22 protein-coding genes are annotated in these 23,220 nt (G+C 64.3%); 10 read left to right on the top strand and 12 right to left on the bottom strand.

Annotated features, from left to right (window positions below; genetic code table 11):
* Window positions 1–6: 6 nt before the first annotated feature.
* From AC25Y4_RS15100 to AC25Y4_RS15090, 3 genes are all read right to left on the bottom strand, one after another.
* Window positions 7–375: a nuclear transport factor 2 family protein gene (locus AC25Y4_RS15100; RefSeq protein WP_488121242.1), complete on the bottom strand. Its 369-nt coding sequence runs from the start codon at window positions 373–375 to the stop codon at window positions 7–9.
* A gap of 71 nt (window positions 376–446) precedes the next feature.
* Entirely contained in the window at window positions 447–1,139 is a 693-nt protein-coding gene (locus AC25Y4_RS15095) for a TetR/AcrR family transcriptional regulator C-terminal domain-containing protein (RefSeq protein WP_488121241.1), read from the bottom strand.
* 67 nt (window positions 1,140–1,206) lie between these two features.
* Window positions 1,207–1,866, bottom strand: a complete 660-nt coding sequence (locus AC25Y4_RS15090) for a TrmH family RNA methyltransferase (protein ID WP_488121266.1) — start codon at window positions 1,864–1,866, stop codon at window positions 1,207–1,209.
* 115 nt (window positions 1,867–1,981) lie between these two features.
* Here AC25Y4_RS15090 and AC25Y4_RS15085 point away from each other — a divergent pair, with 115 nt between their 5' ends.
* From AC25Y4_RS15085 to AC25Y4_RS15070, 4 genes are read left to right on the top strand one after another with little or no spacing between them, the layout of a single operon-like run.
* Window positions 1,982–3,235 (top strand): Nramp family divalent metal transporter, encoded by a 1,254-nt coding sequence (locus AC25Y4_RS15085; RefSeq protein ID WP_488121265.1) that lies wholly within the window; start codon window positions 1,982–1,984, stop codon window positions 3,233–3,235.
* A 56-nt stretch (window positions 3,236–3,291) separates the two neighbouring features.
* A complete protein-coding gene (locus AC25Y4_RS15080; protein ID WP_488121240.1) occupies window positions 3,292–3,936 on the top strand; it encodes a metal-dependent transcriptional regulator in 645 nt (214 codons plus the stop codon).
* 60 nt (window positions 3,937–3,996) lie between these two features.
* Window positions 3,997–4,797: an HAD-IIA family hydrolase gene (locus tag AC25Y4_RS15075; RefSeq protein WP_488121239.1), complete on the top strand. Its 801-nt coding sequence runs from the start codon at window positions 3,997–3,999 to the stop codon at window positions 4,795–4,797.
* A gap of 45 nt (window positions 4,798–4,842) precedes the next feature.
* Window positions 4,843–4,977, top strand: coding sequence for a hypothetical protein (locus tag AC25Y4_RS15070; RefSeq protein WP_488121238.1), 135 nt, complete (start codon window positions 4,843–4,845; stop codon window positions 4,975–4,977).
* Between the two features lie 74 nt (window positions 4,978–5,051).
* Here AC25Y4_RS15070 and AC25Y4_RS15065 read toward each other — a convergent pair whose 3' ends face one another.
* Entirely contained in the window at window positions 5,052–6,503 is a 1,452-nt protein-coding gene (locus AC25Y4_RS15065) for a hypothetical protein (RefSeq protein ID WP_488121237.1), read from the bottom strand.
* A gap of 180 nt (window positions 6,504–6,683) precedes the next feature.
* Here AC25Y4_RS15065 and AC25Y4_RS15060 point away from each other — a divergent pair, with 180 nt between their 5' ends.
* On the top strand, window positions 6,684–6,899 hold the full coding sequence (locus AC25Y4_RS15060; protein ID WP_488121236.1) for a hypothetical protein: 216 nt from the start codon (window positions 6,684–6,686) through the stop codon (window positions 6,897–6,899).
* Here AC25Y4_RS15060 and pyrE read toward each other — a convergent pair.
* Window positions 6,896–7,444 carry an orotate phosphoribosyltransferase gene (gene pyrE, locus AC25Y4_RS15055; RefSeq protein WP_488121235.1) on the bottom strand — a complete coding sequence of 183 codons (549 nt, stop codon included), beginning with the start codon at window positions 7,442–7,444 and terminating at the stop codon, window positions 6,896–6,898. The genes AC25Y4_RS15060 and pyrE overlap by 4 nt on opposite strands.
* 98 nt (window positions 7,445–7,542) lie before the next feature.
* Window positions 7,543–7,665 (bottom strand): hypothetical protein, encoded by a 123-nt coding sequence (locus AC25Y4_RS15050; protein WP_488121234.1) that lies wholly within the window; start codon window positions 7,663–7,665, stop codon window positions 7,543–7,545.
* A 119-nt stretch (window positions 7,666–7,784) separates the two neighbouring features.
* On the opposite strand from AC25Y4_RS15050, the gene AC25Y4_RS15045 reads away from it, so the two are divergent.
* Entirely contained in the window at window positions 7,785–8,711 is a 927-nt protein-coding gene (locus AC25Y4_RS15045; RefSeq protein ID WP_488121233.1) for a LysR family transcriptional regulator, read from the top strand.
* A 79-nt stretch (window positions 8,712–8,790) separates the two neighbouring features.
* Complete coding sequence (locus tag AC25Y4_RS15040) at window positions 8,791–9,729, top strand: hypothetical protein (protein WP_488121232.1); 939 nt, start codon at window positions 8,791–8,793, stop codon at window positions 9,727–9,729.
* 19 nt (window positions 9,730–9,748) lie between these two features.
* Here the strand turns inward: AC25Y4_RS15040 and AC25Y4_RS15035 are convergent, their stop codons facing one another.
* A complete protein-coding gene (locus AC25Y4_RS15035; protein WP_488121231.1) occupies window positions 9,749–11,053 on the bottom strand; it encodes a glycosyltransferase family 2 protein in 1,305 nt (434 codons plus the stop codon).
* A 242-nt stretch (window positions 11,054–11,295) separates the two neighbouring features.
* Between AC25Y4_RS15035 and AC25Y4_RS15030 the strand changes: the two genes are divergently transcribed.
* From AC25Y4_RS15030 to AC25Y4_RS15020, 3 genes are all read left to right on the top strand, one after another.
* Window positions 11,296–12,654: a nucleotide sugar dehydrogenase gene (locus AC25Y4_RS15030; protein WP_488121230.1), complete on the top strand. Its 1,359-nt coding sequence runs from the start codon at window positions 11,296–11,298 to the stop codon at window positions 12,652–12,654.
* Between the two features lie 91 nt (window positions 12,655–12,745).
* Entirely contained in the window at window positions 12,746–15,661 is a 2,916-nt protein-coding gene (locus AC25Y4_RS15025; RefSeq protein ID WP_488121229.1) for a cell wall-binding repeat-containing protein, read from the top strand.
* 25 nt (window positions 15,662–15,686) lie between these two features.
* On the top strand, window positions 15,687–16,685 hold the full coding sequence (locus tag AC25Y4_RS15020) for an NAD-dependent epimerase/dehydratase family protein (protein WP_488121228.1): 999 nt from the start codon (window positions 15,687–15,689) through the stop codon (window positions 16,683–16,685).
* Window positions 16,686–16,762: 77 nt separating this feature from the next.
* On the opposite strand, the gene AC25Y4_RS15015 is transcribed toward AC25Y4_RS15020, so the two are convergent.
* The 5 genes from AC25Y4_RS15015 to AC25Y4_RS14995 all read right to left on the bottom strand — a co-directional run bounded on the left by AC25Y4_RS15015 (window position 16,763) and on the right by AC25Y4_RS14995 (window position 23,183).
* Window positions 16,763–17,998, bottom strand: a complete 1,236-nt coding sequence (locus AC25Y4_RS15015; protein ID WP_488121227.1) for a trans-sulfuration enzyme family protein — start codon at window positions 17,996–17,998, stop codon at window positions 16,763–16,765.
* Window positions 17,999–18,163: 165 nt separating this feature from the next.
* On the bottom strand, window positions 18,164–19,492 hold the full coding sequence (locus AC25Y4_RS15010; protein WP_488121226.1) for a sugar ABC transporter permease: 1,329 nt from the start codon (window positions 19,490–19,492) through the stop codon (window positions 18,164–18,166).
* A complete protein-coding gene (locus tag AC25Y4_RS15005; RefSeq protein ID WP_488121225.1) occupies window positions 19,489–20,310 on the bottom strand; it encodes an ATP-binding cassette domain-containing protein in 822 nt (273 codons plus the stop codon). Before AC25Y4_RS15005 ends, AC25Y4_RS15010 begins: the two co-directional genes overlap by 4 nt.
* Before the next feature lie 94 nt (window positions 20,311–20,404).
* On the bottom strand, window positions 20,405–21,490 hold the full coding sequence (locus AC25Y4_RS15000; protein WP_488121224.1) for a sugar ABC transporter substrate-binding protein: 1,086 nt from the start codon (window positions 21,488–21,490) through the stop codon (window positions 20,405–20,407).
* A gap of 193 nt (window positions 21,491–21,683) precedes the next feature.
* Window positions 21,684–23,183, bottom strand: coding sequence for a CoA-acylating methylmalonate-semialdehyde dehydrogenase (locus tag AC25Y4_RS14995; protein ID WP_488121223.1), 1,500 nt, complete (start codon window positions 23,181–23,183; stop codon window positions 21,684–21,686).
* Between the last annotated feature and the right edge of the window lie 37 nt (window positions 23,184–23,220).

Here is a 23,220-nt window from a genome sequence, read left to right as displayed (position 1 = left end):
AGCGGGCTACAGGGGCGTCTGTTGGTGTGCCGCGACTTTCCAGCCACCGCCCTCGTACAGGTAAGTCGTCGACATCCGGAACTGGCGCGTGTCATCCCCGCGGCTGGCGATGGCGCGATAGACGACGACACCTGCGTGAGTTCCGAGGCGGATGATGGCGGGCTCCATGAGCTCGTAGCTATCCCATGGCACGAACGATTCGAATGCTTTTCCCACTCCCTCGCGGTCGTAGACGCCATCGGGGACGATGGTCAGGGCATCCTTCGTCATGAGGCGCTGGTAATAGTTGCCACCGCGACCGGCGAGAATCGCCTGCCATCCGGCATGTTCCTCGTTAAGAAGGCGGGCGGGCAGATCATCAGTGATCTCAGTCATAAATCCACGCTAGCGCAGCAGGTCGCCGTCGGCTCAGTTGATTCTCACAAACCTCAGGAAGGCTGCCGACTCTACTCCTGGGCGCGAGCCCCTGCAGCCGAAGCTTCAATGCCGTCGAAGATGACAGACAACGAATTCAGGAAGGTGCTGTGGTAGTCGAGCGCGATGAGTCGGGCCCACAGGGCAGTGGCGTTCGGATGCTCGTCACGACTGAGCATGGCCGCCGGCTGAACCCAACCAGGCACGCTGGCCTGCGTGCGTGGAGCCAGTAGATTGCGGGATGCTGTTGCACAGAACGCGAAGGTGAAGCTGGAGTACGCCGCGTAAAAGCGCAGCATTTCGCTGTCGTTCAGCCCGGCCGCCCTCAGAGCGCCAAGCACCGCTTCCATCATGTCGAGCTCGGCAGTACCGACGGTTCTTCCCGCAGCAGCTTCGGCGCCCAGGCACGGATACTCGAGAAAGACCTCAAGGCATGTCTCTGCGCCGGTCGTCAGCAGTTCTCGCCACCGTGCCGGGTCAACGGTGACTCGTTCAATGACGATGCGAATGAGACGGTCGAACAGGGCTGCCGTGAGATCGTCATGATCCCTGAACTGCTTGCTGACAGTGCCTGCATCCAAGCCGATTTCCGCGGCGATATCCCGAAAGCGCACTGCCTTGGTTCCCTGGCGCGCTGCAATGACCATCCCCGCGTCAATGAGCATCTCACGACCAACCGGTGCACTCGTCTTCACGAGTCGCCGCGTCCCCCAGCCAACAACCATGGTGCCTATTGTGCCCCACAGGAACGCACCCGTAGAACGACACGTCTAGTCGGCTCACGAACAACACTCAGAAGGTGACGTGCTGCATGACCCAACTGTGCATCGTCACTGCCGCAGCGGCCGATGCATTGATCGAGCGAGTGGAGCCGAACTGCGTGATTTCGACCACCGCATCCGACGCGGCGATTGCCTCGTCGGAGAGACCGGGGCCTTCCTGACCGAACACCAGGACGCACCGTTCAGGGAAAGCGAATGTCTCGATCTTCACGCAACCGGGCACGTTGTCGATGGCGATGACCGGGAGGTCTTCACTCTTCGCCCAGGCCAGGAAGTCCGCGACGTCCGGGTGGTGCAGCACGTGCTGGTAGCGGTCGGTGACCATGGCGCCACGCTTGTTCCAGCGCTTGCGCCCGATGATGTGCACGGTGTCGGCTGCGAACGCGTTGGCGCTGCGCACGATCGACCCGATATTCATGTCGTGCTGCCAGTTCTCAATGGCAACGTGAAACGGATGCCGGTGCTCGTCGAGATCCGCGACGATGGCCTCCATCGTCCAGTACCGATAACGGTCGATCACGTTCCGAGTGTCGCCCGTCCGGAGGAGTTCGGGGTCGTACTGCGGCTCGTCCGGCCATTCGCCTTGCCACGGGCCCACTCCATGGGTCGACAATTCCGCGGTCGGGTTCGATTCGGCACTCGGATTCTGGGGCTGCTGCACGTCTGTGATTTCCACAGTTCAACCGTAGCTGGCCCGGATGAGCAGCTGTACCGAGGCATCCTCACCCCTTTTCGGTATCCCTAAATCAGGTTAGGCTTTCGGCATGCCTAAATCTGACCAGACCATGGAAGAGTCTCCTGCCACGGGTACGCCCGTCCGCAGCACGGCATCCGTGCGCCTCGTCTGGCTGCTTGGTCCTGCACTGGTGGCCGGGGTCGCCTACCTCGACCCCGGAAACGTCGCCAGCAACATGACGGCGGGCGCGGCCTATGGCTACCTGCTGGTGTGGGTGGTCATTGCCGGAAACATCATGGCCTGGCTGATCCAGTACCTCTCGGCCAAGCTGGGCATCGTCACAGGCAAGAGCCTGCCCGAGATCCTCGGCCTGCGCATCCGTCGCCCAGCCGCCCGGCGGCTCTACTGGCTGCAGGCCGAACTCGTCGCCATGGCGACAGACCTCGCGGAGATCATCGGCGGCGCGGTCGCGCTCAACCTGCTGTTCAACGTTCCGCTCCTACTCGGCGGCATCATCACGGGCACCATCTCCATGCTCGTGCTCACCGTGCAAAGCCGCCGTGGCCCACACGTCTTCGAGCGCGTCATCATCGCGCTGCTTCTCATCATCGCCGTCGGCTTCACGGCCGGCGTCTTCGTCTCCCCACCGGATGTCGCTGGCGTGGCGTCAGGGCTCGTCCCCCGTTTCGAAGGCACCAACTCCGTGCTGCTCGCGGCGTCGATCCTCGGAGCGACAATCATGCCGCACGCCATCTACGCGCACTCCGCACTGGCCCGCGACCGATTCCCCCAGTTCGTCGGGCGCTCTGACACGCGTCGACTGCTCTGGGCGACCAAGTGGGACGTCTCGATCGCCATGCTGATCGCCGGAACGGTGAACCTCGCCATCCTGCTGCTGGCCGCATCGGCGCTCCAGGGCGTTGCGGGCACAGACACCCTCGAGGGCGCATACCAGGCGCTCTATACGACGCTCGGACCGGCCATCGCGACGATTTTCGCTGTCGGCCTGCTGGCATCCGGTCTCGCATCGACGTCTGTAGGCGCCTATGCAGGAGCCGAGATCATGCATGGGCTGCTGCGCATCCGGATGCCGCTGCTGCTCCGCCGCCTGGTCACGCTGATCCCTGCACTGTTCATTCTTGGCTCCGGCTTCGACCCCACTCAAGCCCTCGTGCTCAGCCAGGTGGTGCTGTCATTCGGCATACCGTTTGCCCTCATCCCGCTCGTGTGGATCACGGCCAAGCGGGGCATTCTCGGCGCGTTCCGCAACCGCTGGTACACGACAGCGGCCGGCGCCATCGCCGCGGTGCTGCTCGTTGCGCTGAACGTCATGCTGCTCGTCCTCGTATTCAGCGGCGCATAGCAAACCCGCGCGCCGAGCGCCCTAGCTAGTCTGAGAGTCAATGAAACCGAGGGCCAATGAAGCAGACCACCCCGGCCGCTGAGGATTACCTCAAGACCATCTACTCCCACACCGAGTGGCAGACCGAGCCGATCACGCCCTCAGCGCTGGCCACCCGACTGGGAGTCGCCCCGTCGTCGGTGACAGAAATGGTGAAGAAACTTGCAGCGGCGGGCCTCTTGACGCACGTGCCATACGGTCCGCTCACCCTGACAGCTGCCGGACGCCAGCAGGCGACAGCCGTCGTCCGTCGCCACCGCCTGATTGAAACCTGGCTGGTGAGCGAGATGGGCTATGCCTGGGACGAAGTCCACGACGAGGCCGAGGTTTTGGAGCACTCGATCTCAGACCGGCTCCTCGAATCGATGTCGGCCAGACTCGGGCATCCGTCGTCTGACCCGCACGGCGACCCGATCCCAGCGTCAGATGGCACGGTGCTGTTGCCGACAGCGATCGTGCTGACGGATGCCCCGCTCGGCCACTCCGGTACCGTCCTGCGGGTGAGCGACAGGGACCCAGCGGTGCTGCGGCTACTCGCTTCCGCGGGGGTCAGCCCCAGCACGCCCGTCACCGTGGCCGATGCCGGAACGCTGAGATTGGCATCCGGAACCACAGTGAACCTGCCAGCGGAGGCCTGCGCGGCTATCTGGGTTTCGGCCTAGCAAACGTCACAAGGGCGAAACCATCCGCCGATAGGCTGGGGACCGACGAGAGGAGCTCCCATGGCACGCCGTGACGAGATCGAATGCTGGCTCACCGACATGGACGGTGTACTGGTTCACGAGAACAGCCCACTGCCGGGAGCCGCAGCGCTACTGGCGCAGTGGACCGACTCCGGAACCCCGTTCCTGGTACTCACCAATAACTCAATTTTCACCCCACGCGACTTGAGTGCGCGCCTCCGGGCTTCAGGGCTGATCGTTCCAGAGGAACGCATCTGGACCTCTGCGCTCGCGACAGCCGATTTCCTGCGCTCGCAGAAGCCGGACGGCAGCGCCTTTGTCATCGGCGAGGCTGGGATCACGACTGCCCTGCACGAAGCCGGCTTCATCATGACGGAGACCAGCCCCGACTACGTGGTGGTTGGCGAAACGCGCAACTACTCGTTCGAGGCGATCACCAAGGCCATCCGCTTGATTCTTGGCGGCTCCCGATTCATCGTGACGAACCCGGATGCCACCGGCCCGAGCGCCGACGGCCCGCTGCCGGCGACCGGCGCGATTGCCGCACTCATCACGAAGGCCACCGGCATGGAGCCGTACGTGGTCGGCAAGCCGAACCCGATGATGTTCAGGTCGGCCATGAACCGTATCGGCGCGCACTCCGAGAACACCGGCATGATCGGTGACCGGATGGACACCGACATTGTGGCCGGAATTGAAGCCGGCCTCCACACCATCCTGGTGATGACCGGAATCAGCGACGAAGCAGAGATCAACCGTTACCCGTTCCGCCCAGACGAGATTCTGGACGGCGTTCACGTGCTGGTTGCCAAAGAGCCCGTAGAGTCAGACGAAATCTGAGTCTGACGAAATCTGGGCCAGAGATAACTTACGAAGGGCGACGCCATGAGCAGCGATGACGACACCACGATTTACAGCGACAAGCGCAAGCGACGCCAGCGCGTCATTGTCTGGACGATCGTGATCGTGCTGGTGCTCGGCAGCGGCGGCGCGACCGTGCTCAGCCTCATTTTCAACTAGCCACACGCACGTACTGAAACGCCCCCGTCTCCATCGGAGATCGGGGGCGTTTTGTGTCAGACGGATGCCGTGGGTCAGGCCGTGGGGCCAGGACCGGCAACACTCCCGGTCAGCGGCTCACCAGATGAACGGGTGATGAAGCAGTAGTAGCTTCGCTCGCCATTCGCCCACTGCTCGGCTGTGATGGGGTAGGTGCCCTGCAACTGCAGGTCGGGGAAGGCACCTGCCGCGCTCATGTCGATGATGCCTGGCACGGTGCAGAGCACATTGATCTGGGCGGCCAGGGCTGCGTCGCCCGGGAACTCGGCTGCCGGGTCGTCGCCGAATGAACCACGGGATACCAGCTGGGCCGAGTGCGATTCTGCACAGTCGACGACCGTGAACTCTTCGTCCCACGGCGATCCGAATGGCTGCAGGCACTCTGTGCCGAACATGGTGTTCCACGCGTGCACGCCAGGTGCCTGCGGCGCGGTGACCGCCGGCGTCTGGGTGGGTGTCGGTGTGGGAGTCGCGGTCTGAGTCGCTGGCGCCGTGGGCGTCGACTCCGCGATCGGGTCGCCGACCACGCGTTGCCCCAAGAAGAAGAGCCCGACCAGAACGAGCACGCCGACGAGCGCAGCCGCAACGCTCAACAACAGAACGGTGTGTTTTGCGGCTGGCGGCTTCTGGCCCCCACTTCCGGAATCGCCCGCAGGAATACCGGGACCTGATGCGCCTGCGCCGTTACCAATGCCGCTGCCGTTGCTGCCCACCGGCGTCAGGGGTGTGGGCGTCATGAGCTTCGTGGCAACCGGCATGGCGTCGACGGTGGCCGACGTGACTACGGGAACGGCGGGCATGACCGTGGTCGCCGCCGCAGGTCGCTCAGGGGTCAGTCCGAACGGTGAGAACGTAATGGGCGCCTCTGCTGTGCCAGCGGCCGAGGCATCATTGCTCGCCGCGGTGTCGATCGCACCGAACTCGACGGCCGGCCCTGCCAGCAGCGCGCTGAACGGGTCCAGGTCATCCGTGCGTTGGTTGCTCTGCGGGGAGTCAGCCGCGATCTGTGCGGCAGCAGGAACCGCATCGAGGATTTGGGTCTTCTCGGCCTCAGCGTCGGCCTCAGCCTCGATCCCCGCCGTCAGTGCGGTCTCGGCGGTTGCATCTGGAGTGGCGTCGTCAACAACCTCGGCCTGCGCTTCGGCCTCGATCCCCGTCTCAATCGCGGCCTCGGCCTCGATCTCGATCTCGGTCTCTGCCTCGATCTCAGCTGCTGGCTCGAGTGGACGGCGTCGTCCGAAAAGCCCGACCTTGGCAGCGGGGGCAACCGCGGCAACAGGCGCGACGTAGAGCGGTGGCACCGGTGCGCCACCGCGACGGGCAGCCTCCTCCTCAGGGGTGAGAACCAGTGGGGCCCTGGCGGCAGTGGTCCACCACGGCTCTGGGTCAGCCGCGACGGCACGGATGCCGGGTGCCGGCTGGTCAGCCACCTCGAAAACAGGAGCGGTCGCTTCGACCGACACGGCTACGTCGGCGGGCACAGGCATGTCAGCGGGCGGAGTGACCGGAGGCTGAGTGAGAGAAGACGCAGCGGGAGCAGATGCAGCGGGAGTCGACGCTACGGGAGCAGATGCAGCAGGAGCGGGGATCTGTCGCGGCACGGCGATCTGCCCTGGGCCCCACGGCTGAGGCGCCGCGGCGCTCGGCGATGGGGCCGCTGCCGGGACATGAGGAGGAGCAGGAACAACTGGAACAACCGGGGCTGCGACTGCCTCGACAGGTGCAACGGTCTCTGCACCGTCATCAGCCTGAGCTACCTCTGCTGCATCTGCTGCGCCTGCAACATCGGCCGCGTCGTCGACGCCGTCGCCTGCGCCTGCGCCCAGCTGAGCTTGCAGCCAGGCGAGGTCGCCGGGCTCCCGTTCATGCCCCTCCGGCACTAGCTGAGCCCCAGGTCTTCCAACCCGATCGCAGCGTAGTACGGGTAGCCGGCTGCTTCGATGATCTCCTTGGCGCCCGTGTTGCGGTCAACGACCACGGCGACGCCGGCAATTATCGCTCCGACCTTCAGCAGCGCTTCGATGGCCGCAAGCGGCGACCCACCGGTGGTCGAGGTGTCCTCGAGCACGATGACGCGCTTCCCGTTCAAGTCAGGTCCTTCGACCTGCTTGCCGCGGCCGTGGTCCTTGGGCTCCTTGCGTACGACGAAAGCGTCATAGCTCGCACCGCGGGCTGCGCCCTGGTGCAGCACGGCGGCGGCAACGGGATCTGCGCCCATCGTCATGCCGCCGACGGCGGCGACATCCGGAATATCGGCGATCAGGTCGAGCATGACCTGGCCGATCAAGGGTGCCACTTCGTGGTCAAGGCTTACTCGACGCAGATCTACGTAGTAGGTGGCCTTCTTGCCGCTGGTGAGCGTGAAGTCACCATGGAAGACTGCCTTGTTCGAGATGTGGTCGATGAGCTGGGTGCGTGCGTCTGTCACGTCCACAACTTTAGAGTACGAAGCAGCGAGATGCGCCGCGTTACGCGGGCATGCGACACGCGCATCGCCACAGAATCGAAGACCCGGCGCAATCTCGGCTAGTAGATGCGAACGAGGGGACGCTCAGGGGCAGCTCGGTAGCCGTCTTTGCTCACTTCAATGACGCTGAGAACGATTGCTGCAACAGCGATGAGGCCGAGGGCCGAGAAGAAAACAACCACGAGAATGCCTTTCAGAAGTCTGCGCATGTCGAGGGTTCTCGGCGCATCCCTCTTATTTGAGCAGCAACAACTGTTTACGACAATCGAATTATTTTGCACTCATTGTGTAGCTTGGCTACATGGATGTACAACGCCTCGAGCTACTGCGTGAGCTCTCTGAGCGCGGCACGGTCACCGAGGTCGCCCGCGCTACCCACCGCACGGTGTCAGCGGTGTCGCAGCAGCTCAAGGTGCTTGAGCGCGAGGCCGGTGTTCCCCTTACAGAGCGGGCAGGTCGAGGCCTCGTTCTCACGGATGCCGGTCGCGCGCTGGCCAGGAGCGCGACCGATGTGGCCGTTGCCCGCGAACGCGCAACGGCACTGTGGGACGAGTTCCGCAACCATGCCACCGGCGAAGTCAGTCTCGTCACCTTTCCGACCGCAGGGCAGATGCTGCTTCCCGGCGTCCTGAACGACCTGGCAGCGACCTCTGACCTGATCGTCCACTGCACAGACCAGGATCCGGAACTCGCCGACTTCCCCGCCCTCACCTCCGACTTCGACATCGTGCTCGCGCACAGCATGAGCGGACACCTGAGCTGGGGCGGGAGGGGGCTGGCCGTCATCCCGCTCATGACAGAGCCACTCGACGTTGGACTGCCGGCCGATCACAGGCTGGCCGCTCGCGCCTGGGTGAATTCAGCGGATGTAGCGGGCGAAACCTGGATCGGTGTCCCCGACGGGTTCCCCTTCCAGCGAATCCTGCACGAGGTCGAGCAACTGGCAGGCACACGCGTCACCGTGTCGCAACGGTTCTCCGACATGCGCATCATCGAGGCCTTCATCATGGCCGGGCTCGGCATCGCGCTGGTCCCTCGGTACACGTCGGGCGGGAGCCAGCCAGGCAAGATCGTGCTGAAGCCGTTGCGCGAGGTCAGTTCAGAGCGCCAGATCGTCGCCTTGATGCGACCAGACAAGGCCGAGCGTCTGGCGGTGCGCACTGTCGTGCGCGCCCTCCAGGCCCGCGCCGCCGCGGTCCAGGCTGAACATACGGTGCCAGCGCCCTGAGCGGCCATTGCCACTCCACGCGGAAGAACCTAGATTCATCAGCGAAGCCGGATGGCTGCCAACAGGATGAGGTAGGTGCATGGGACCGCTCTTTGGTTGGCTGCGTCGGCATCCGCTGCCCGCCATCGCTGGCGCGGTGCTTGCTGTTGCGATGGTCGTCGCTCTCACGCTCGGCATCACGTCTGCCTTGACGAGGAGTGCCACGACGCCAGAAGCGGAGACAGAGGCTCCGACCGCGTCACCCAGCGAGACTCTGCCGCAGACGAGCGCCAGCCCCGCTCCGCCCCAGAGCCCCACCCAGACCCCGACCCCCGGCACTGCCACACCGAACCAGCCAACCCCTGAGCCCGCAGTGAGCGCGAGCCGCATCTACCCGGTGCACACCGGCATCGTGGCCACCACATTCTGGGTGGGCGAGATCTTCGACCCGAGCGCCAGCGATGGCAGCCAGATGCTGTCCACCTACGACGGCTCATGGTTCGCGAATTACGGCGGCTGCGATGGGATCACCACGGCCGGCGGATGCCAGACAGAGGCCAGGACAGCAGCCAATGGCTACTTTCCAACGGCCATGACGCCCCGGCAGAACCCGTTCTACCTCGACCTGCCGTATGACGACCTGAACAATGCGGCGGCCTTCGCGAGCCGGAGCACCACCATCCCCTGGGCCGGCGACCCCGGCTATGCGGGGCACGAAACCGACAGCTCATTTTCGTACATGAAGAACCGCTGGGTTCGCATTACCCTCGGCAACCAGACGTGTTACGGACAGATACAGGACGCGGGTCCCGGCCAGTACAACGACGTCGCGTACGTGTTCGGCAGCACCGACGCGCGGCCGGCCAATACCGAGTTCAACGGCGCCGGCATGGATGTCTCCCCGGCTTTGAACGGATGCCTTGGCTTCCGTGACCTCAATGGCGAGAATGACGTCGTCAGCTGGCAGTTCGTTGAGGCGTCCGACGTGCCCCCAGGCCCCTGGCTCAACGTCGTCACGACGAGTGGAATCACGAACTAGCCGAGCCTCGACGCCTCGGCTACGACGATGCCCGCCGCACCGGGCTCGTCCACACCCCAGACGAGCGGGCGTACCACGCACGCGGCAGCGACCGCAGGCAGATCCACGCGTCAACGACTCGCATGAGCGGGAAGAAGATGCCATACAAGAGGTAGAGGGGCCGCTTCAGAATGAGTGCGGTGACGGCGGTGAGGATGTAGTCGGGCAGGATCACCCCGATCAACACATGCTCAGGCTTCAACACGTGCGAGAACCACACCAGCGTCTCACTGGGATTGGCCGCGACATCCGCCAGTATTCCGGCGGTCAGCGTGAGCAGCAGCAGCGGAACCAGCAGAATCAACATGACGCTGCTCGTGATCAGTTCGACGATGTGCAGCCCCAGCGCCACCCAGAAGGTGCGAGCCCGAAAGTGGTGCCGGCGCACGGTCTGCCAGAAGCCCAGCGTCCACCGATTCACCTGCTTCACGTATTCGGGCAGCTGATCTGGATCCTGGGTGTACGCCACAGCCGACTGCGGATGAAAGGCAATGCGACCGAGCTGCTTGTCGTGGATCTCAAACGTCATGTTGAAGTCTTCGATCACGAGGCCAGGTGCTCCGATGTCGATCTTCGACAGCACGTTCGCCCGATACATGCTGGCGAAGCCGGGCACGATCGAGATGGCGTTGACGCGCTTGGCGGCTTGTCCGTATTTCAGCATGAGCTGCACGATGACGTAGAGACGCTCCCGGTAGGCCACCAGAAAACGGCCGAGCAGGGTCGACGGATGCGGCCTTTCCATCGTGCTCACCCTCCCGGCAACGGCCACCACGGTCGGATCGGCGAACGACGGCAGGCCTGTGGTCAGGTAATTGGGAGAGAGCCGGGTATCCGCGTCCAGCAGGAGCACGACTTCAAACCGGGTACCGAGTTCGAAATGCTCGATACCGGCAACCAGCGCTCCCGCCTTGCCCCTGTTTGGGTTGAGCTCAAGCACCTGCGCGCCGGCCTCCCGCGCGACCTCTGCCGTATCGTCGCTCGATCCATCCGAGATGACATGGATGTTCTCCAGCGGAACCAGGGCGACCGCCGAGCGAATAGTGTCCCCGATCACCAGAGCTTCGTTGTGCGCGGCAACGATGACGGCGACCTCCGCCGGCGTCGGAATCGCGCCCTGGATCGCATGAGCGGCGTGGGCGCCGTGGACAGCATCCGCTTCACCCGGAATCGCTGCGCTCGGCCCCCCGAGGAACGTGTGCTCTGCGAGGAAACGGAGCCCCCCAACGACCAACCAGAAGGTGGTGCTCACCCCCAGGGTCAGCACCAGCAGGAGAACGGTCATTGTCTGCCCCTCATGGCCTGTTACTCCCGGTCGGACCGCCGAAACTCCGTGGGGGCCGGGGTCATGTTTGACCAGCTTAAGACCAGTACCGCCTACCCCAACCCCCCGTTGTGGGGGTAATTTTCCCACTGGGTGGCCGTGGTGGCCGGTGGTACTTTTCATCGCACAACTAAGGATTGCTCATTTATCTGGAACCCGAATCCCGGTGTGACATGAGCACTCCTAGACAAGGTAGATCCCCCATGGTCATTCAGACTTCGGAATTCACCACAGTGCGCCCGCGCAATTGGTTCCCCACAACAGAGACCCGGTTCGCGGGCGATTCCGATGCCACGGAAACCCCGTTCGCCTTCGACGTTGCCATCCTCGGACTGGGATATGTCGGCCTTCCAACCTCCCTTGCATTCAGCGAACGCGGCTCACGCGTTCTCGGTCTCGACGTGAGCGAGAAACGCCTCGCGACCATCAGGGAAGACCGCGCCGACCTGCTGAGCGAAGACAGGGAGCGACTGGCTCGCGCCCTCGACGATCCGTCGTTCGAGATGTCGAGCGACCTGTCCATGCTGCGCAATGCCGCGGCCGTGATCGTGTGTGTGCCGACCCCGGTTGACACGTATCTGGTGCCGGACCTGGCGATCCTGCGGGCAGCATGCGCGAGCGTTGTCGAGCACGCCGTCCCCGGCCAGACCATCATCCTGACCTCCACGACGTACGTCGGGAGCACCAGGGACATGATCCTCGGCCCGCTCGCAGACCGCGGCCTCATCGCCGGCGTCGACCTCTTCGTTGCCTTCAGCCCCGAGCGCATCAACCCTGGGAGCGACGGATTCGCGCATGAAGACGTCCCACGTGTCGTGGGAGGCGCAACACCAGCCTGTTCCGAATCAGCCGGCGCGGTACTCGGCGCATACGTCAAGCTCGTGCACACCGTTGGCTCGATGGAGGCCGCGGAGATGACAAAGCTCACCGAGAACATCTTCAGGGCCGTCAACATCGCCCTGGCCAATGAGCTGGCCGACGTCTGCCGGGCCCTCGGGCTCGACGTCGTCGACGTCATCGACGCGGCGGCCACCAAGCCCTATGGGTTCATGCCGTTCTATCCGGGGCCCGGCGTCGGCGGCCACTGCATTCCGTGCGACCCGCACTACCTGCTGTGGCAGCTTCACAAGGCACGACTGGGCGCCCCGATCATCGAACAGGCTATGACGGCGATCGCCGCGCGGCCACGTCGAGTTGTGGATCGGGTGCGACAGGTTCTCTCCGGCCACAGCAGGGGCATAGCGGGAATACGCGTGCTGGTTGTGGGCGTCGCCTACAAGCCAAACGTTGAGGACGTTCGGGAATCCCCCGCGTTGGAGATCATCGAGGAGCTCATCGACGAGGCGGCAATTGTCGGGTACTACGACCCGCTGTGCCCCGCGATCACGCTCCCGAACGGTAGGGGCCTCGACAGCGTCGGCGATCCGCAGAGCTTTAACGCCGACGTTGTCGTGCTCCACACCGACCATGACTCCGTTGACCTGTCGTGGCTGCATCGTGTGCCTGAGGTCATCGACACGACGTTCCGCCTCACCGGTGTCCCTCAGGCCGTACGCCTCTGAGTGAGCGGCGCCTGTCGCCGTGTGTTTTCTTGCTACACCTGTGCGTTCCCTGCTCCACTTCCCGCCCCACCCGAATTCGACGGAGAGCCCGATGAAACTCGTCCACAACCACCCCGCTGCAGGTTCAACCTCGACAGAGGTGGTCGGCCATCATTCGGCCAGACGAGCCAAACGTCGGCTGAGGCTCCTCGCCTCTGGAACAGTGCTTGCCGTCGTGGCATCCCTCTGCGCGGCAGTCGGATTCGCCTTGCCGGCCCAGGCAGCTGCCGGCGACACCGTCGTCTCGCTGACCTTCGACGACGCCAACGCAGATCAGCTGGCCGCCGCCCAGACCATGAAGGCGAAGGCGCTCCCCGGCACGTTCTTCATTCCCACCGGGTTTGTTGGATCGGCGGGGCATCTCACCCAAGCGGATGTCGCCACGATCGCCGGTCTCGGAAACGAGATCGGCGGACACTCGGTCACCCACCCAAATCTGCCCACGCTGCCCACAGCCGACGCCAAACGTGAGATCTGCAACGACCGGGTAGCACTGACGGAGTGGGGCTACAGCGTCACGAGCTTCGCGTATCCGTTCGCAGAAGTGAACCCCGCGGTCGAGACCCTTGCCGCAGAATGCGGCTACAACAGCGCGCGTGGCCTCGGCGACTTGCGAACCGCAGCCGGCGGAACCTGCGCTGACTGCGCGTTCGGCGAGAGCGTACCTCCGGCAGACCCCTTCCTCACGAAGGCAGCTGACCAGGTCGACTCCACATGGACACTGGCCGACCTGCAGCGCTACGTGACGCAGGCATCAGACAACAACACAACGGCTGGCAATTGGGTCCAGTTGACCTTCCACCACGTCTGCGAGAACCAGTGCGACGGTGCCACGCCGTCGCTGGCGATCACACCCGCCCTGTTCGGTGAGTTCACCACCTGGCTTGCAGAGTGGGAGAACGGAACCAACCACACCGTGAAGACGGTCAACGCGGTGGTCGGCGGAGCCGTCAAGCCGACGGTCACCGGCCCTCCGCTCGTACTTCTTCCGGCACCCGGCGCCGGAGTCAACGGCGTGCAGAACCCGAGCCTCGAAACAGCAGGAACCGCCGGGTTCCCCCAGTGCTGGAGCAGCTACCCCTCAGGAAACAACACGTCCACGCTCGCGCCAGTGACGCCGGGTCACACCGGCTCCGTCGCGGTCACAGCTACAGTCGCCAACCGAGTGGACGGGGACGCGAAGGCAATGCAAACGTCACCGTCCTGCTCGCCAGGTGTGACGGCCGGCGCAACCTATTCACTCCGTGCCTGGTACAAGTCTGACGTGCCAACCCAGTTCGCCCTGTACTACATCGATATCAACGGTCGCCTCGTCTACGCCACGGCCAGCCCATGGTTCGCGGCATCCGCTACGTACACGCAAGCGGAGTGGATCACACCAGCTATCCCGGCAGGCACCGCGGCCATCAGCTTCGGTCTCAGCCTGTTCAGCAATGGAACGCTCACGACCGACGATTACGCGATGTACAACACGGTTGGCGCTCCCGTCATTGGCCTTCCGTTTACGACCACATCGGCGCCCACCATCACCGGAACCGCACAGGTCGGATCCGTCCTCACCGCCGCGACCGCGCCCTGGGTCCCTGCAGCGGACAACGTCGCGTACCAGTGGTTTGCCGGCGGCGCCCCCATCACGGGTGCGACCGCAACGACATACACACTGACTGCGGCAGAGGTTGGTAAGACCATCACGGTGACAGCGACCGAAACCAAGGTCGGATACGACACGGCGACGACGACCAGCGCCCCAACTGCCGCCGTCACCGCCGCCGCGATTCCCAACGTCACATCTGCCATCCCGACGATCAGCGGTACCGCGAAAGTGGGTTCAGTACTGACAGCCGAGCCTGGGGCCTGGGGACCGGCACCGGTTATATTCGCCTACCAATGGTGGGTCGGCGGCGCAGCAGTGACCGGAGCAACGGCCGTGACGTACACCCCGACACCGGCCGACGTCGGCAAGCCCGTCGCCGTCGCCGTCACCGGCACCAAGGCGGACTACACCCCTGCGACAGTGTCGAGCGTGAACACCGCTGCGGTGGTTGCGGCCACCACGACTCCCCCGCCAACACCAACGGCGTCGCGACTGTCCGGCTCTGACCGCTTCGGCACGTCAGCTGCCATCTCGGCCGCGAACTTCGCGACAGGGGTTGCGGTGGCGTACATCGCATCCGGCACTGATTTCCCCGATGCCCTTTCAGGGTCTGCCGTCGCCGGCAGGGAGAAGGGACCGGTGCTCCTCGTCACGAAGACGTCGATCCCGCCCGTCATCGCTGCCGAACTGAACAGGCTCAAGCCCCAGAAGATCGTGCTCCTTGGGGGGCCGGAAGCAGTGTCGAACGCGGTCCAGTCAGCACTGACAGCAGTTGCGCCCACAAGCAGGGTGTCAGGGGCTGACCGGTACGCCACATCGGCGGCAGTGTCGGCGGCGAACTACACGACGGGAGTTGAGGTCGCCTACGTGGCATCCGGCACGAACTTCCCCGACGCCCTCTCTGGGTCGGCCGCGGCGAGCGCCAACAAGGGACCGGTGCTTCTCGTCACTGGCTCGTCGGTTCCACCCGTCATCGTCGCTGAGCTGAACAGGCTGAAGCCGAAGAAGATTGTTGTCCTCGGTGGTCCTGACGCCATCAGCAACGCCGTCCAGTCCGCGCTGACCACCATTGCTCCCACGAGCAGGACATCGGGATCTGACCGGTATGGGACATCGGCGGCGGTCTCCGGCTCAATGTCCAGCACCGGCGGGGTCGTCTACATCGCTTCAGGGGGCGACTTCCCCGATGCGCTGTCAGGCGGCGCCGTAGCCGGCACCCACGGCGGCACGGTCCTGCTCGTCACGAGCACGAGTATCCCGCCCGTCATTGCCGCTGAACTGACCAGGCTCAAGCCAACGAAGATCGTGATCCTCGGTGGACCGAATGCCATCAGTAGCGGCGTGCAGACACAACTCGACGGCTATGTCCGTTGAGTCGATTCGACAGGAGAACCACGACATGCACACTGTAGTAACCGGAGGGGCCGGCTTCATTGGCGGGCACCTCGTCGAGCACCTGCTGGAGCGCGGCGACTATGTGACCGTCCTCGATGACCTCTCCACCGGTTCCCTCGACAACCTCCGCGCCGTGAATGGCCACCTTCGGCTGCACGTGGTGATCGGGTCCATCCGTGATCGCGCAACGGTCAGACAGGTCATGCACGGTGCCGACCGGGTGTTCCACCTCGCCGCAGCAGTCGGCGTCCGGAACATCGTCGACCATCCGCTCGAGAGCCTGCGCACCAACATTCATGGCACAGAGGTTGTTCTCGACGCGACGTTGGAAGTCGGCGCCAGCCTGCTGCTCACGTCGACCAGTGAGATCTACGGGAAGAACACCTCCGACAGCCTCTCAGAGGATGCCGACCGCATTCTGGGCTCACCGTTGAAGTCGCGGTGGACGTATGCGGCGGCCAAGGGGATCGATGAGGCATTCGCGCATGCGTATTGGCGCGAGCTCGGGTTGCGGGTTGCGATTGTGCGGCTCTTCAACACCGTGGGGCCCCGCCAGACCGGGCGGTATGGCATGGTTGTGCCCAACCTGGTCGCTCAAGCACTGCGCGGTGATCCGTTGACCGTCTTCGGGGATGGCCAGCAGACCAGATGCTTCTCGTTCGTGACTGATGTGGTGCCGGCCATGGTGCGCATCGCAGAGGAGCCGTCAGCGATTGGACAGGCATACAACCTGGGCGGCACCTTCGAGGTATCGATTCTCGACCTCGCCAGCCGAATCATCGAAGTACTCGGCAGTCGGAGCAGCATCCAGTTGATTCCATACGACCAGGCATACGGCGACGGCTACGAAGACATGCGTCGCCGGGTGCCAGACAACTCGCGTGCACGCGCTCTCGTCGGCTTCCACCCGAACACAACGCTCGATGAGCTCATCCTGAGCGTGGCGTCCGGTCTGCCGCGCGAAGACCTGGCTGAAACCGGGTTACTGGTGGAGCACGCATAGTCGGGTCACCCGAAAGGAGGACGGCCGCGCCCCCGGCGCGGCCGTCCTTGTGTGTGGACTGCGCCGCAACGGTGCGGCTAGCCCATGTGGTTGAGCATGGGGAGGATGCCGCTGTCCTGGGCATTCTCCGACGAGCGTGCCGCCTGCTCGAGTGCGAAGAGAATGTCGTCGGCCAGGTCGTCGACGTGTTCGAGGCCGATCGACAGCCGGACGATGCCGGCTCCTGGCCTGGCGTCGGGGGCGACGGGCCTGTGCGTGAGTGAGGCCGGGTGTTGCACCAGCGAATCCACCCCGCCGAGTGAGACGGCGTGGGTGATGAGCGTGCACGACTCGGCGAACCGACTGGCAGACTCGTAGCCGCCCGCGAGCTCAAGGGTGATGAGTGAACCGGGGCCGTCGAGTTGTCGCCCCAGCAATCCCCTGGGGTCCTGGCCCTCCAGCCCCGGATAGAGAACTCGCGTGAGAGCTGGGTGCCCCTCCAGCCGACGGGCGAGCTCGAAAGCGGTGGCTTGCTGCGCCCGGACGCGCACGGGCAGCGTCCGCAGCCCCCTGTGCAGCAGGTATGCCGCAAACGGATGCAGCAATCCACCCGTCAGGGCGCGAATCCCGCGCAGGCGCCGCGTCCATTCCATATCGGTGGCGATCACGCCGCCCATGACGTCTCCGTGCCCGCCGATGTACTTCGTCGCGCTGTGCAGCACGAGTGTGGCCCCGTGTTCGATCGGGCGCTGCATGATGGGCGTGGCGAACGTGTTGTCGACCAAAACCGGTACACCATTCGCCTGCGCGACGACCCTGCTGATGTCGATGAGTTCAAGCGTCGGGTTGGCAGGGGTCTCGAAGATCACGAGTCCGGTGTCCGGACGAATCGCGGCAGCGACGCCATCTTCATCGACCCAGGTCACCTCTGTGCCGAGCAGCGATGAGTCGAGCACGTGGTCCGTCCCGCCGTAGATCGGTCGCAGCGCGACGATGTGTGGTTTGCCAGCAGAAACGGATGCGATGAGGCAGGCACTGAGCGCCGCCATCCCTGTCGCGAATGCCACTGCCCGCTCGCTGCCCTCGAGTGCCGCGATGCCGTCTTCGAGGCGCGCAACCCCTGGCTGCCACAGTCGCTGATAGACGGCGGAGTCTCCCGGCCCGAGGTCGCCGCCTGTCGCCAGGTTCTCGTACGAGTCACCGCCGCGCTCGACGTCGGGAAGCGGATTGGTCGTCGACAGGTCGATCGTCGGAACGTGGGATCCGGATTCGCCGACCCCCGCCATTCCGGCGTGCACGGCAACAGTCTCAATTCGAAGGTTCGGTGACTTCATTCGGTCAATCAAGCAGATGCTGCGAGTTTGGTCAACTGGTCGTGAAGCTCCTGCATAAGTAGCGGCTCAGGCCACACACCCTGCGCTCGATTGCCGGTGGTAACCCGCGAGCTGCAGGATCTTTCGCGCTGTCGCGGGCAGGGCGTTGCGCTCGTGCGTCGACAGCTAGGCGCGGCCGTGCGAGACGCGCGTTCGCCGTGAGAGCGAGTCGATGATCACGGCGAGCAGCAGGACGACACCGGTGACCATGTACCGCACCGACGAATCGAGGTTCATCAGGGTCAATCCGCTGGAGATGGACTGGATGACGAGGATGCCGAGCAGCGCGGAGAACGCGCTGCCGCGACCACCGAACAGGCTCGCACCGCCGATGACCGCAGCCGCGATCGCGTTGAGGTTGGTGTCGCCACCACCGCTGCCCTGATTGGCGGCCGCCAGCCGCGCAGCGGCCAGGATGCCGCCGACTGCCGCGAAGGTGGAACAGAGCACGAATACCGATACATAGATCCGGTTGACGCGGATACCCGCGCGCCTGGCGGCCTCGACATTCCCGCCGACCGCGAAGACTGACCGCCCCCATTTGGTGCGCGTCAGGAAGAAGTTCATGATCACCACAAGCGCCAGGAAGAACAGGAACATTACCCCGACGCCGCGGGCCTGGTTGAGATACCAAGCCGGCACACCGAGCAGGATCAGCAGGCCAACGCACCGCACGATGATCGATGTTGTCGTCATCTCGGAGAGGTCTGCCCGCCCCCGGCTCCTCGCGGTGACGAACAGCTGCGCCCCGTACGCCACGACGACGACCACGACGATCACATAGGACAACCAGGCTGGGAGGAACCACTGCTGCGCGAACTGGACGATCCAGGAATCAAACGGGATGTTGATGGAGCCGGTGTCACCGAGAACCCAGAGCTGCAGCCCTAGGAAGCCGAGCAATCCGGCCAGCGTGATCACGAAGCTCGGTACGCCGAATCGGGTATAGAGGAAGCCATAAAGCAGTCCGACCAGGATTCCAGCGATGACGGCCGACACCACGGCGAGGGCCAGCGGCCAGCCAAGGGTGACGAATCCGACGGCGAGGATTGCGGAGGCCAGCCCGCTGACCGAGCCGACGGACAGGTCAATTTCACCGAGCAGCAGGACAAGGACAACCCCGATGGCGATCGTGCCTGTCGCGGCGGACTGCAGAGTGAGGTTCACCAGGTTGATACTCGAGAGGAACGTTGGATTGATCAGCTGGAAGACGATCCAGATGACGACGAGCCCGACGATGACGGGAAGCGATCCGAGGTCACCGCTTCGGATGCGGGTCCGGAAGGCCGCGAGCGATCCGCGAATACCGTGAGACTGGACGAGTCGCTCGTCCTGAAGATCGGCGGCGACCGCGGCCGGCGGCTCTTCCTCATTGACGCTGGACACCTTGTTGACACTGGATGGATTCGGCCCTTCTGGAGCGTCTGGGCCACCAGGTGCTGTCGGGATCGTCATGGTTTCGGCTCCTCTGCGGCTCGTGCGCTGGCCCGCCTGCTGACTGCGTTGTCTGTTGCCCCTGTAATGGCAGCAATGATCTCTTCTGAGCTGACCTCACCGACCTTGAACTCACCGTTGTTCCGACCAAGTCGCAAGACCACCACCCGGTCAGCGACAGCCTGGACATCCGCCATGTTGTGGCTGATCAGCACCACGGCCAGCCCGCGCTCCCGCAGGCGTTCGATGAGGTTCAATACCTCAGCGGTTTGTGCGACGCCGAGGGCGGCCGTTGGTTCGTCGAGGATCACGATTTTCGGTTCGCCGATGAGTGACCTGGCGATCGCCACGGTCTGGCGTTGCCCACCAGACAGCGAGGCAACCGCGATGCGCACAGAGGGGATCTTGGCCGAGAGCTGCTTGAGCAGGCTCCAGGAGCGCTTCTCCATCTCGACCTCGTTGAGAGTCGCGCCCCTCAGTTCGTGGCCGAGGTAGAGATTGGCGACCACGTCGAGGTTGTCGCACAGCGCGAGGTCCTGGTAGACGGTGGCAATGCCAAGAGCGCCGGACTCAGCAGGATTGGCGATCGTCACCTGCTTCTCACTGGTGCGGATTTCACCGCCGTCCTGCGGGTGCACGCCAGCCAGGATCTTGACGAGCGTCGACTTGCCCGCACCGTTGTCGCCCACAATCGCGACGACCTCGCCGCTGTAGATGTCAAAGTCGATGTCGGTCAGCGCCTGGACGGCACCGAAATTCTTATCGATGCCACGAAGGGAGAGCACCAGCTCGCCACGCGGCACAGCGACTGGGGGAACGGGGACTGGCATGCTCATCATGACTCCTGGAAGCCTGTTCGGACCGGAGTCCACCATGTCGGTGGACTCCGGCCCGTTATCTCATGCTGCGTGGTGTGCTTGTTGTGCGCCTGGGCTACTCAAGCCCGGCGGTCTTGCAGGCTTCGGCGTAGTCCGGGGTGCAAATCTGCTCCACGGTGTAGAAGCCGTCCTTGATGACGGTGTCCTTGATGTTGTCGACGGTGACCACGACCGGTGTCAGCAGGGTGGCCTGAACGCCGTCCACCGTGGTGTCCCCTGTCAGGGTCTTGCCATTGGCGAGGTCTGCAGCAAGCTGCGCAGCCTGTTCAGCCTCAGCCTTGATCGCTTTGTACACGGTCATGTATTGCGTACCGGCGACAATGCGCTGAATACCCGCCAGCTCCGCGTCCTGCCCCGTGACGGGCGGGATGGGGGTGACGCCCGACGCCTGGTAGGCGGCAATCGCGCCACCTGCTGTGCCATCGTTTGCGGCGTAGACCCCCTGGATCTCCGTGCCGAACTGGGTGATCTGGCCAGCAGCCCAGTCCTGGGCCTTGTCCGGGCTCCAGTCTGGGGTGTCATACGACGCCAGGATCGGGATTCCGCTCGGCTCGATCACCGACAGCGCGCCCTTCTTGAAGAGAGCGGCGTTCCCGTCGGTGGGTGAGCCGTTGATCATGATGAGCCCACTGACCGTGTTGTCGGCCTTCATCTTCTCGACCAGCGCGGTGCCCTGCAGCACGCCCACCTCCTCATTGTCGAAGGAGATGTAGTACGCGAGGTCTTTGCTGGTGACCAGGCGGTCATAGGAGATGACGGGCACGTTCTGCGCCGTGGCTTCAGCGACGATACTGGCTGCGGCGGCCGCATCGACCGGGTCGAGCACGAGAACCTTCACGCCCTGGGTGAGGGCGGATTCAGCCTGCTGCTGCTGCTTGGCGGCATCCTGGTCTGCGTTGGCGTAGATGACCTCAAAGTTTCCGAGGGAGGTGAGCTTCGACTCGAAGAGCGGCCGGTCAAAAGCCTCGTATCGCGCAGTCTTGGTCTCGGGCAGGAGAAGCCCGATCTTGATGGCATCGCCGGAGGAGCTCGACGTCGATTCGCTCGAGCCGCCGGACGTGCACCCTGTCAATAGTGTGGCAGTTGCGATCAACGCGACTGCCAGGACGGCAAATCGTCCCTGTGGTCTTCTCATTGCCATGCCTCCACTCTGAGCGCCCAATCAGCGTGGTACGAGCCTGCTCTCGGGGCTGAAAGTGGTCAAGGCGTTGGCAACAAGAACGTTATCGGGCCGACATCCAGCGGCTCGCCGGGCTCCTGCGCCCTGCCGGCCAACCGCGTTTGCACGGTTGGCCGGCGGGCCTCGCGAGTCACGACTGCGAGCGGATGCCGCGCTAGTGGTTCTGCGGGAAACCGAGGTTGATTCCGCCGTGGCTCGGGTCGAGCCAGCGGCTGGTCACAGCCTTCTCGCGGGTGAAGAAGGCGACGCCGCTCGGGCCGTATGCCTTGGCATCGCCGAAGGAGGAATCCTTCCAGCCACCGAACGAGTGGTACGCGACGGGCACGGGAATCGGAACGTTGATGCCGACCATGCCGACCTGCACCTCGTTCTGGAACCGCCGTGCAGCGCCGCCGTCGTTGGTGAAGATGGCCGTGCCGTTGCCGTACCGGCCGTTGTTGATGATGTCGAGGCCCTCTGTGTAGCTCTCCACCCGCACGACGGAGAGCACAGGGCCGAAGATCTCGTCCTGGTACACCGCAGAGTCGAGGCTAACCCTGTCGAACAGCGTCGGGCCCAGCCAGAAGCCTGTCTCCTCGCCGTCCACCTCTATGCCGCGGCCGTCGACGACGACATCGGCGCCGTCCTCGAGGGCGATGTCGATGTACGTGGCAACCTTGTCGCGGTGCGCCTCTGTGATGAGCGGGCCCATGTCGCAGCCGCGCATGCCGTCGCCGACCTTGAGGCCGCTCATCCGCTCGGTGATCTTGGCGACGAGTTCGTCGGCAACAGGCTCAACGGCCAGAATGACGCTGATGGCCATGCAACGCTCACCAGCGGATCCGAAGCCGGCGTTGACTGCGGCATCCGCTGCCAGGTCGAGGTCGGCATCCGGCAGCACCAGCATGTGGTTCTTGGCACCGCCGAGTGCTTGCACGCGCTTGCCGTGGCTCGATGCGGTCTCGTAGATGTAACGCGCGATCGGGGTGGAGCCGACGAAGGAGATCGACTGCACGTCTGGGTGCACGAGCAGGGCGTCGACGGCTTCCTTGTCGCCGTGCACGACGTTGAAGACGCCGTCGGGCAGACCGGCCTCTGAAAAGAGCTCAGCCATCCAGTTCGACGCCGACGGGTCCTTCTCGCTGGGCTTCAGCACGACGGTGTTGCCGGCGGCGATAGCGATGGGGAAGAACCACATGGGCACCATGGCGGGGAAGTTGAACGGGCTGATGATGCCGACAACGCCGAGTGGCTGGCGCAGCGTGTACACGTCGACGCCGGTCGAGACGTTCTCGGAGAACTCACCCTTCGACAGGTGCGGCATGCCGAGTGCGAACTCGACGACCTCGATACCGCGAGCGATCTCGCCGAGCGCGTCGGAGGTCACCTTGCCATGTTCGGCGGTGAGGATGTCGGCGAGCTCACCCTTGCGGGCATTCAACAGCTCGCGGAAGTTGAACATGATGCTCTGGCGCTTGGCCTGTGAGGTGTCGCGCCAGCCCGGGAACGCGGCATGGGCGGCGGCGACAGCAGTGTCGACGTCGCCTGTGCTGGCCAGGCGGACATTCTTGGCAACACGGCCAGTGGCCGGGTTGAACACGGGAGAGGTGCGAGTGGACGCGCCATCGTGTGCGGCGCCATTGACCCAGTGACTGAGGGTGGGGATGTCGTTCATGGGAGTGCTTCTTTCGTTACGTTCGATGTGTTGTGGT

The sequence above is a fragment of the Leifsonia sp. Y878 genome (genome assembly GCF_057669685.1).
Note: the sequence above shows the minus strand (reverse complement) of the source record. Positions and strands in the feature narration are given on the sequence as shown.

Bases quoted from the DNA above. Each gene is read 5' to 3' on its own strand.
- AC25Y4_RS15040 (WP_488121232.1), top strand. From the start codon at position 8,791: ATGGGACCGCTCTTTGGTTGGCTGCGTCGGCATCCGCTGCCCGCCATC.
- AC25Y4_RS15060 (WP_488121236.1), top strand. From the start codon at position 6,684: ATGAGGAGGAGCAGGAACAACTGGAACAACCGGGGCTGCGACTGCCTC.
- AC25Y4_RS15020 (WP_488121228.1), top strand. From the start codon at position 15,687: ATGCACACTGTAGTAACCGGAGGGGCCGGCTTCATTGGCGGGCACCTC.
- AC25Y4_RS15080 (WP_488121240.1), top strand. From the start codon at position 3,292: ATGAAGCAGACCACCCCGGCCGCTGAGGATTACCTCAAGACCATCTAC.
- AC25Y4_RS15000 (WP_488121224.1), bottom strand. From the start codon at position 21,490: ATGGCAATGAGAAGACCACAGGGACGATTTGCCGTCCTGGCAGTCGCG.
- AC25Y4_RS15005 (WP_488121225.1), bottom strand. From the start codon at position 20,310: ATGATGAGCATGCCAGTCCCCGTTCCCCCAGTCGCTGTGCCGCGTGGC.
- AC25Y4_RS15065 (WP_488121237.1), bottom strand. From the start codon at position 6,503: ATGCCTGTGCCCGCCGACGTAGCCGTGTCGGTCGAAGCGACCGCTCCT.
- AC25Y4_RS15035 (WP_488121231.1), bottom strand. From the start codon at position 11,053: ATGACCGTTCTCCTGCTGGTGCTGACCCTGGGGGTGAGCACCACCTTC.
- AC25Y4_RS15075 (WP_488121239.1), top strand. From the start codon at position 3,997: ATGGCACGCCGTGACGAGATCGAATGCTGGCTCACCGACATGGACGGT.
- AC25Y4_RS15085 (WP_488121265.1), top strand. From the start codon at position 1,982: ATGGAAGAGTCTCCTGCCACGGGTACGCCCGTCCGCAGCACGGCATCC.
- AC25Y4_RS14995 (WP_488121223.1), bottom strand. From the start codon at position 23,183: ATGAACGACATCCCCACCCTCAGTCACTGGGTCAATGGCGCCGCACAC.
- AC25Y4_RS15070 (WP_488121238.1), top strand. From the start codon at position 4,843: ATGAGCAGCGATGACGACACCACGATTTACAGCGACAAGCGCAAGCGA.
- AC25Y4_RS15025 (WP_488121229.1), top strand. From the start codon at position 12,746: ATGAAACTCGTCCACAACCACCCCGCTGCAGGTTCAACCTCGACAGAG.
- AC25Y4_RS15030 (WP_488121230.1), top strand. From the start codon at position 11,296: ATGGTCATTCAGACTTCGGAATTCACCACAGTGCGCCCGCGCAATTGG.
- AC25Y4_RS15100 (WP_488121242.1), bottom strand. From the start codon at position 375: ATGACTGAGATCACTGATGATCTGCCCGCCCGCCTTCTTAACGAGGAA.
- AC25Y4_RS15095 (WP_488121241.1), bottom strand. From the start codon at position 1,139: ATGGTTGTTGGCTGGGGGACGCGGCGACTCGTGAAGACGAGTGCACCG.
- AC25Y4_RS15010 (WP_488121226.1), bottom strand. From the start codon at position 19,492: ATGACGATCCCGACAGCACCTGGTGGCCCAGACGCTCCAGAAGGGCCG.
- AC25Y4_RS15015 (WP_488121227.1), bottom strand. From the start codon at position 17,998: ATGAAGTCACCGAACCTTCGAATTGAGACTGTTGCCGTGCACGCCGGA.
- AC25Y4_RS15045 (WP_488121233.1), top strand. From the start codon at position 7,785: ATGGATGTACAACGCCTCGAGCTACTGCGTGAGCTCTCTGAGCGCGGC.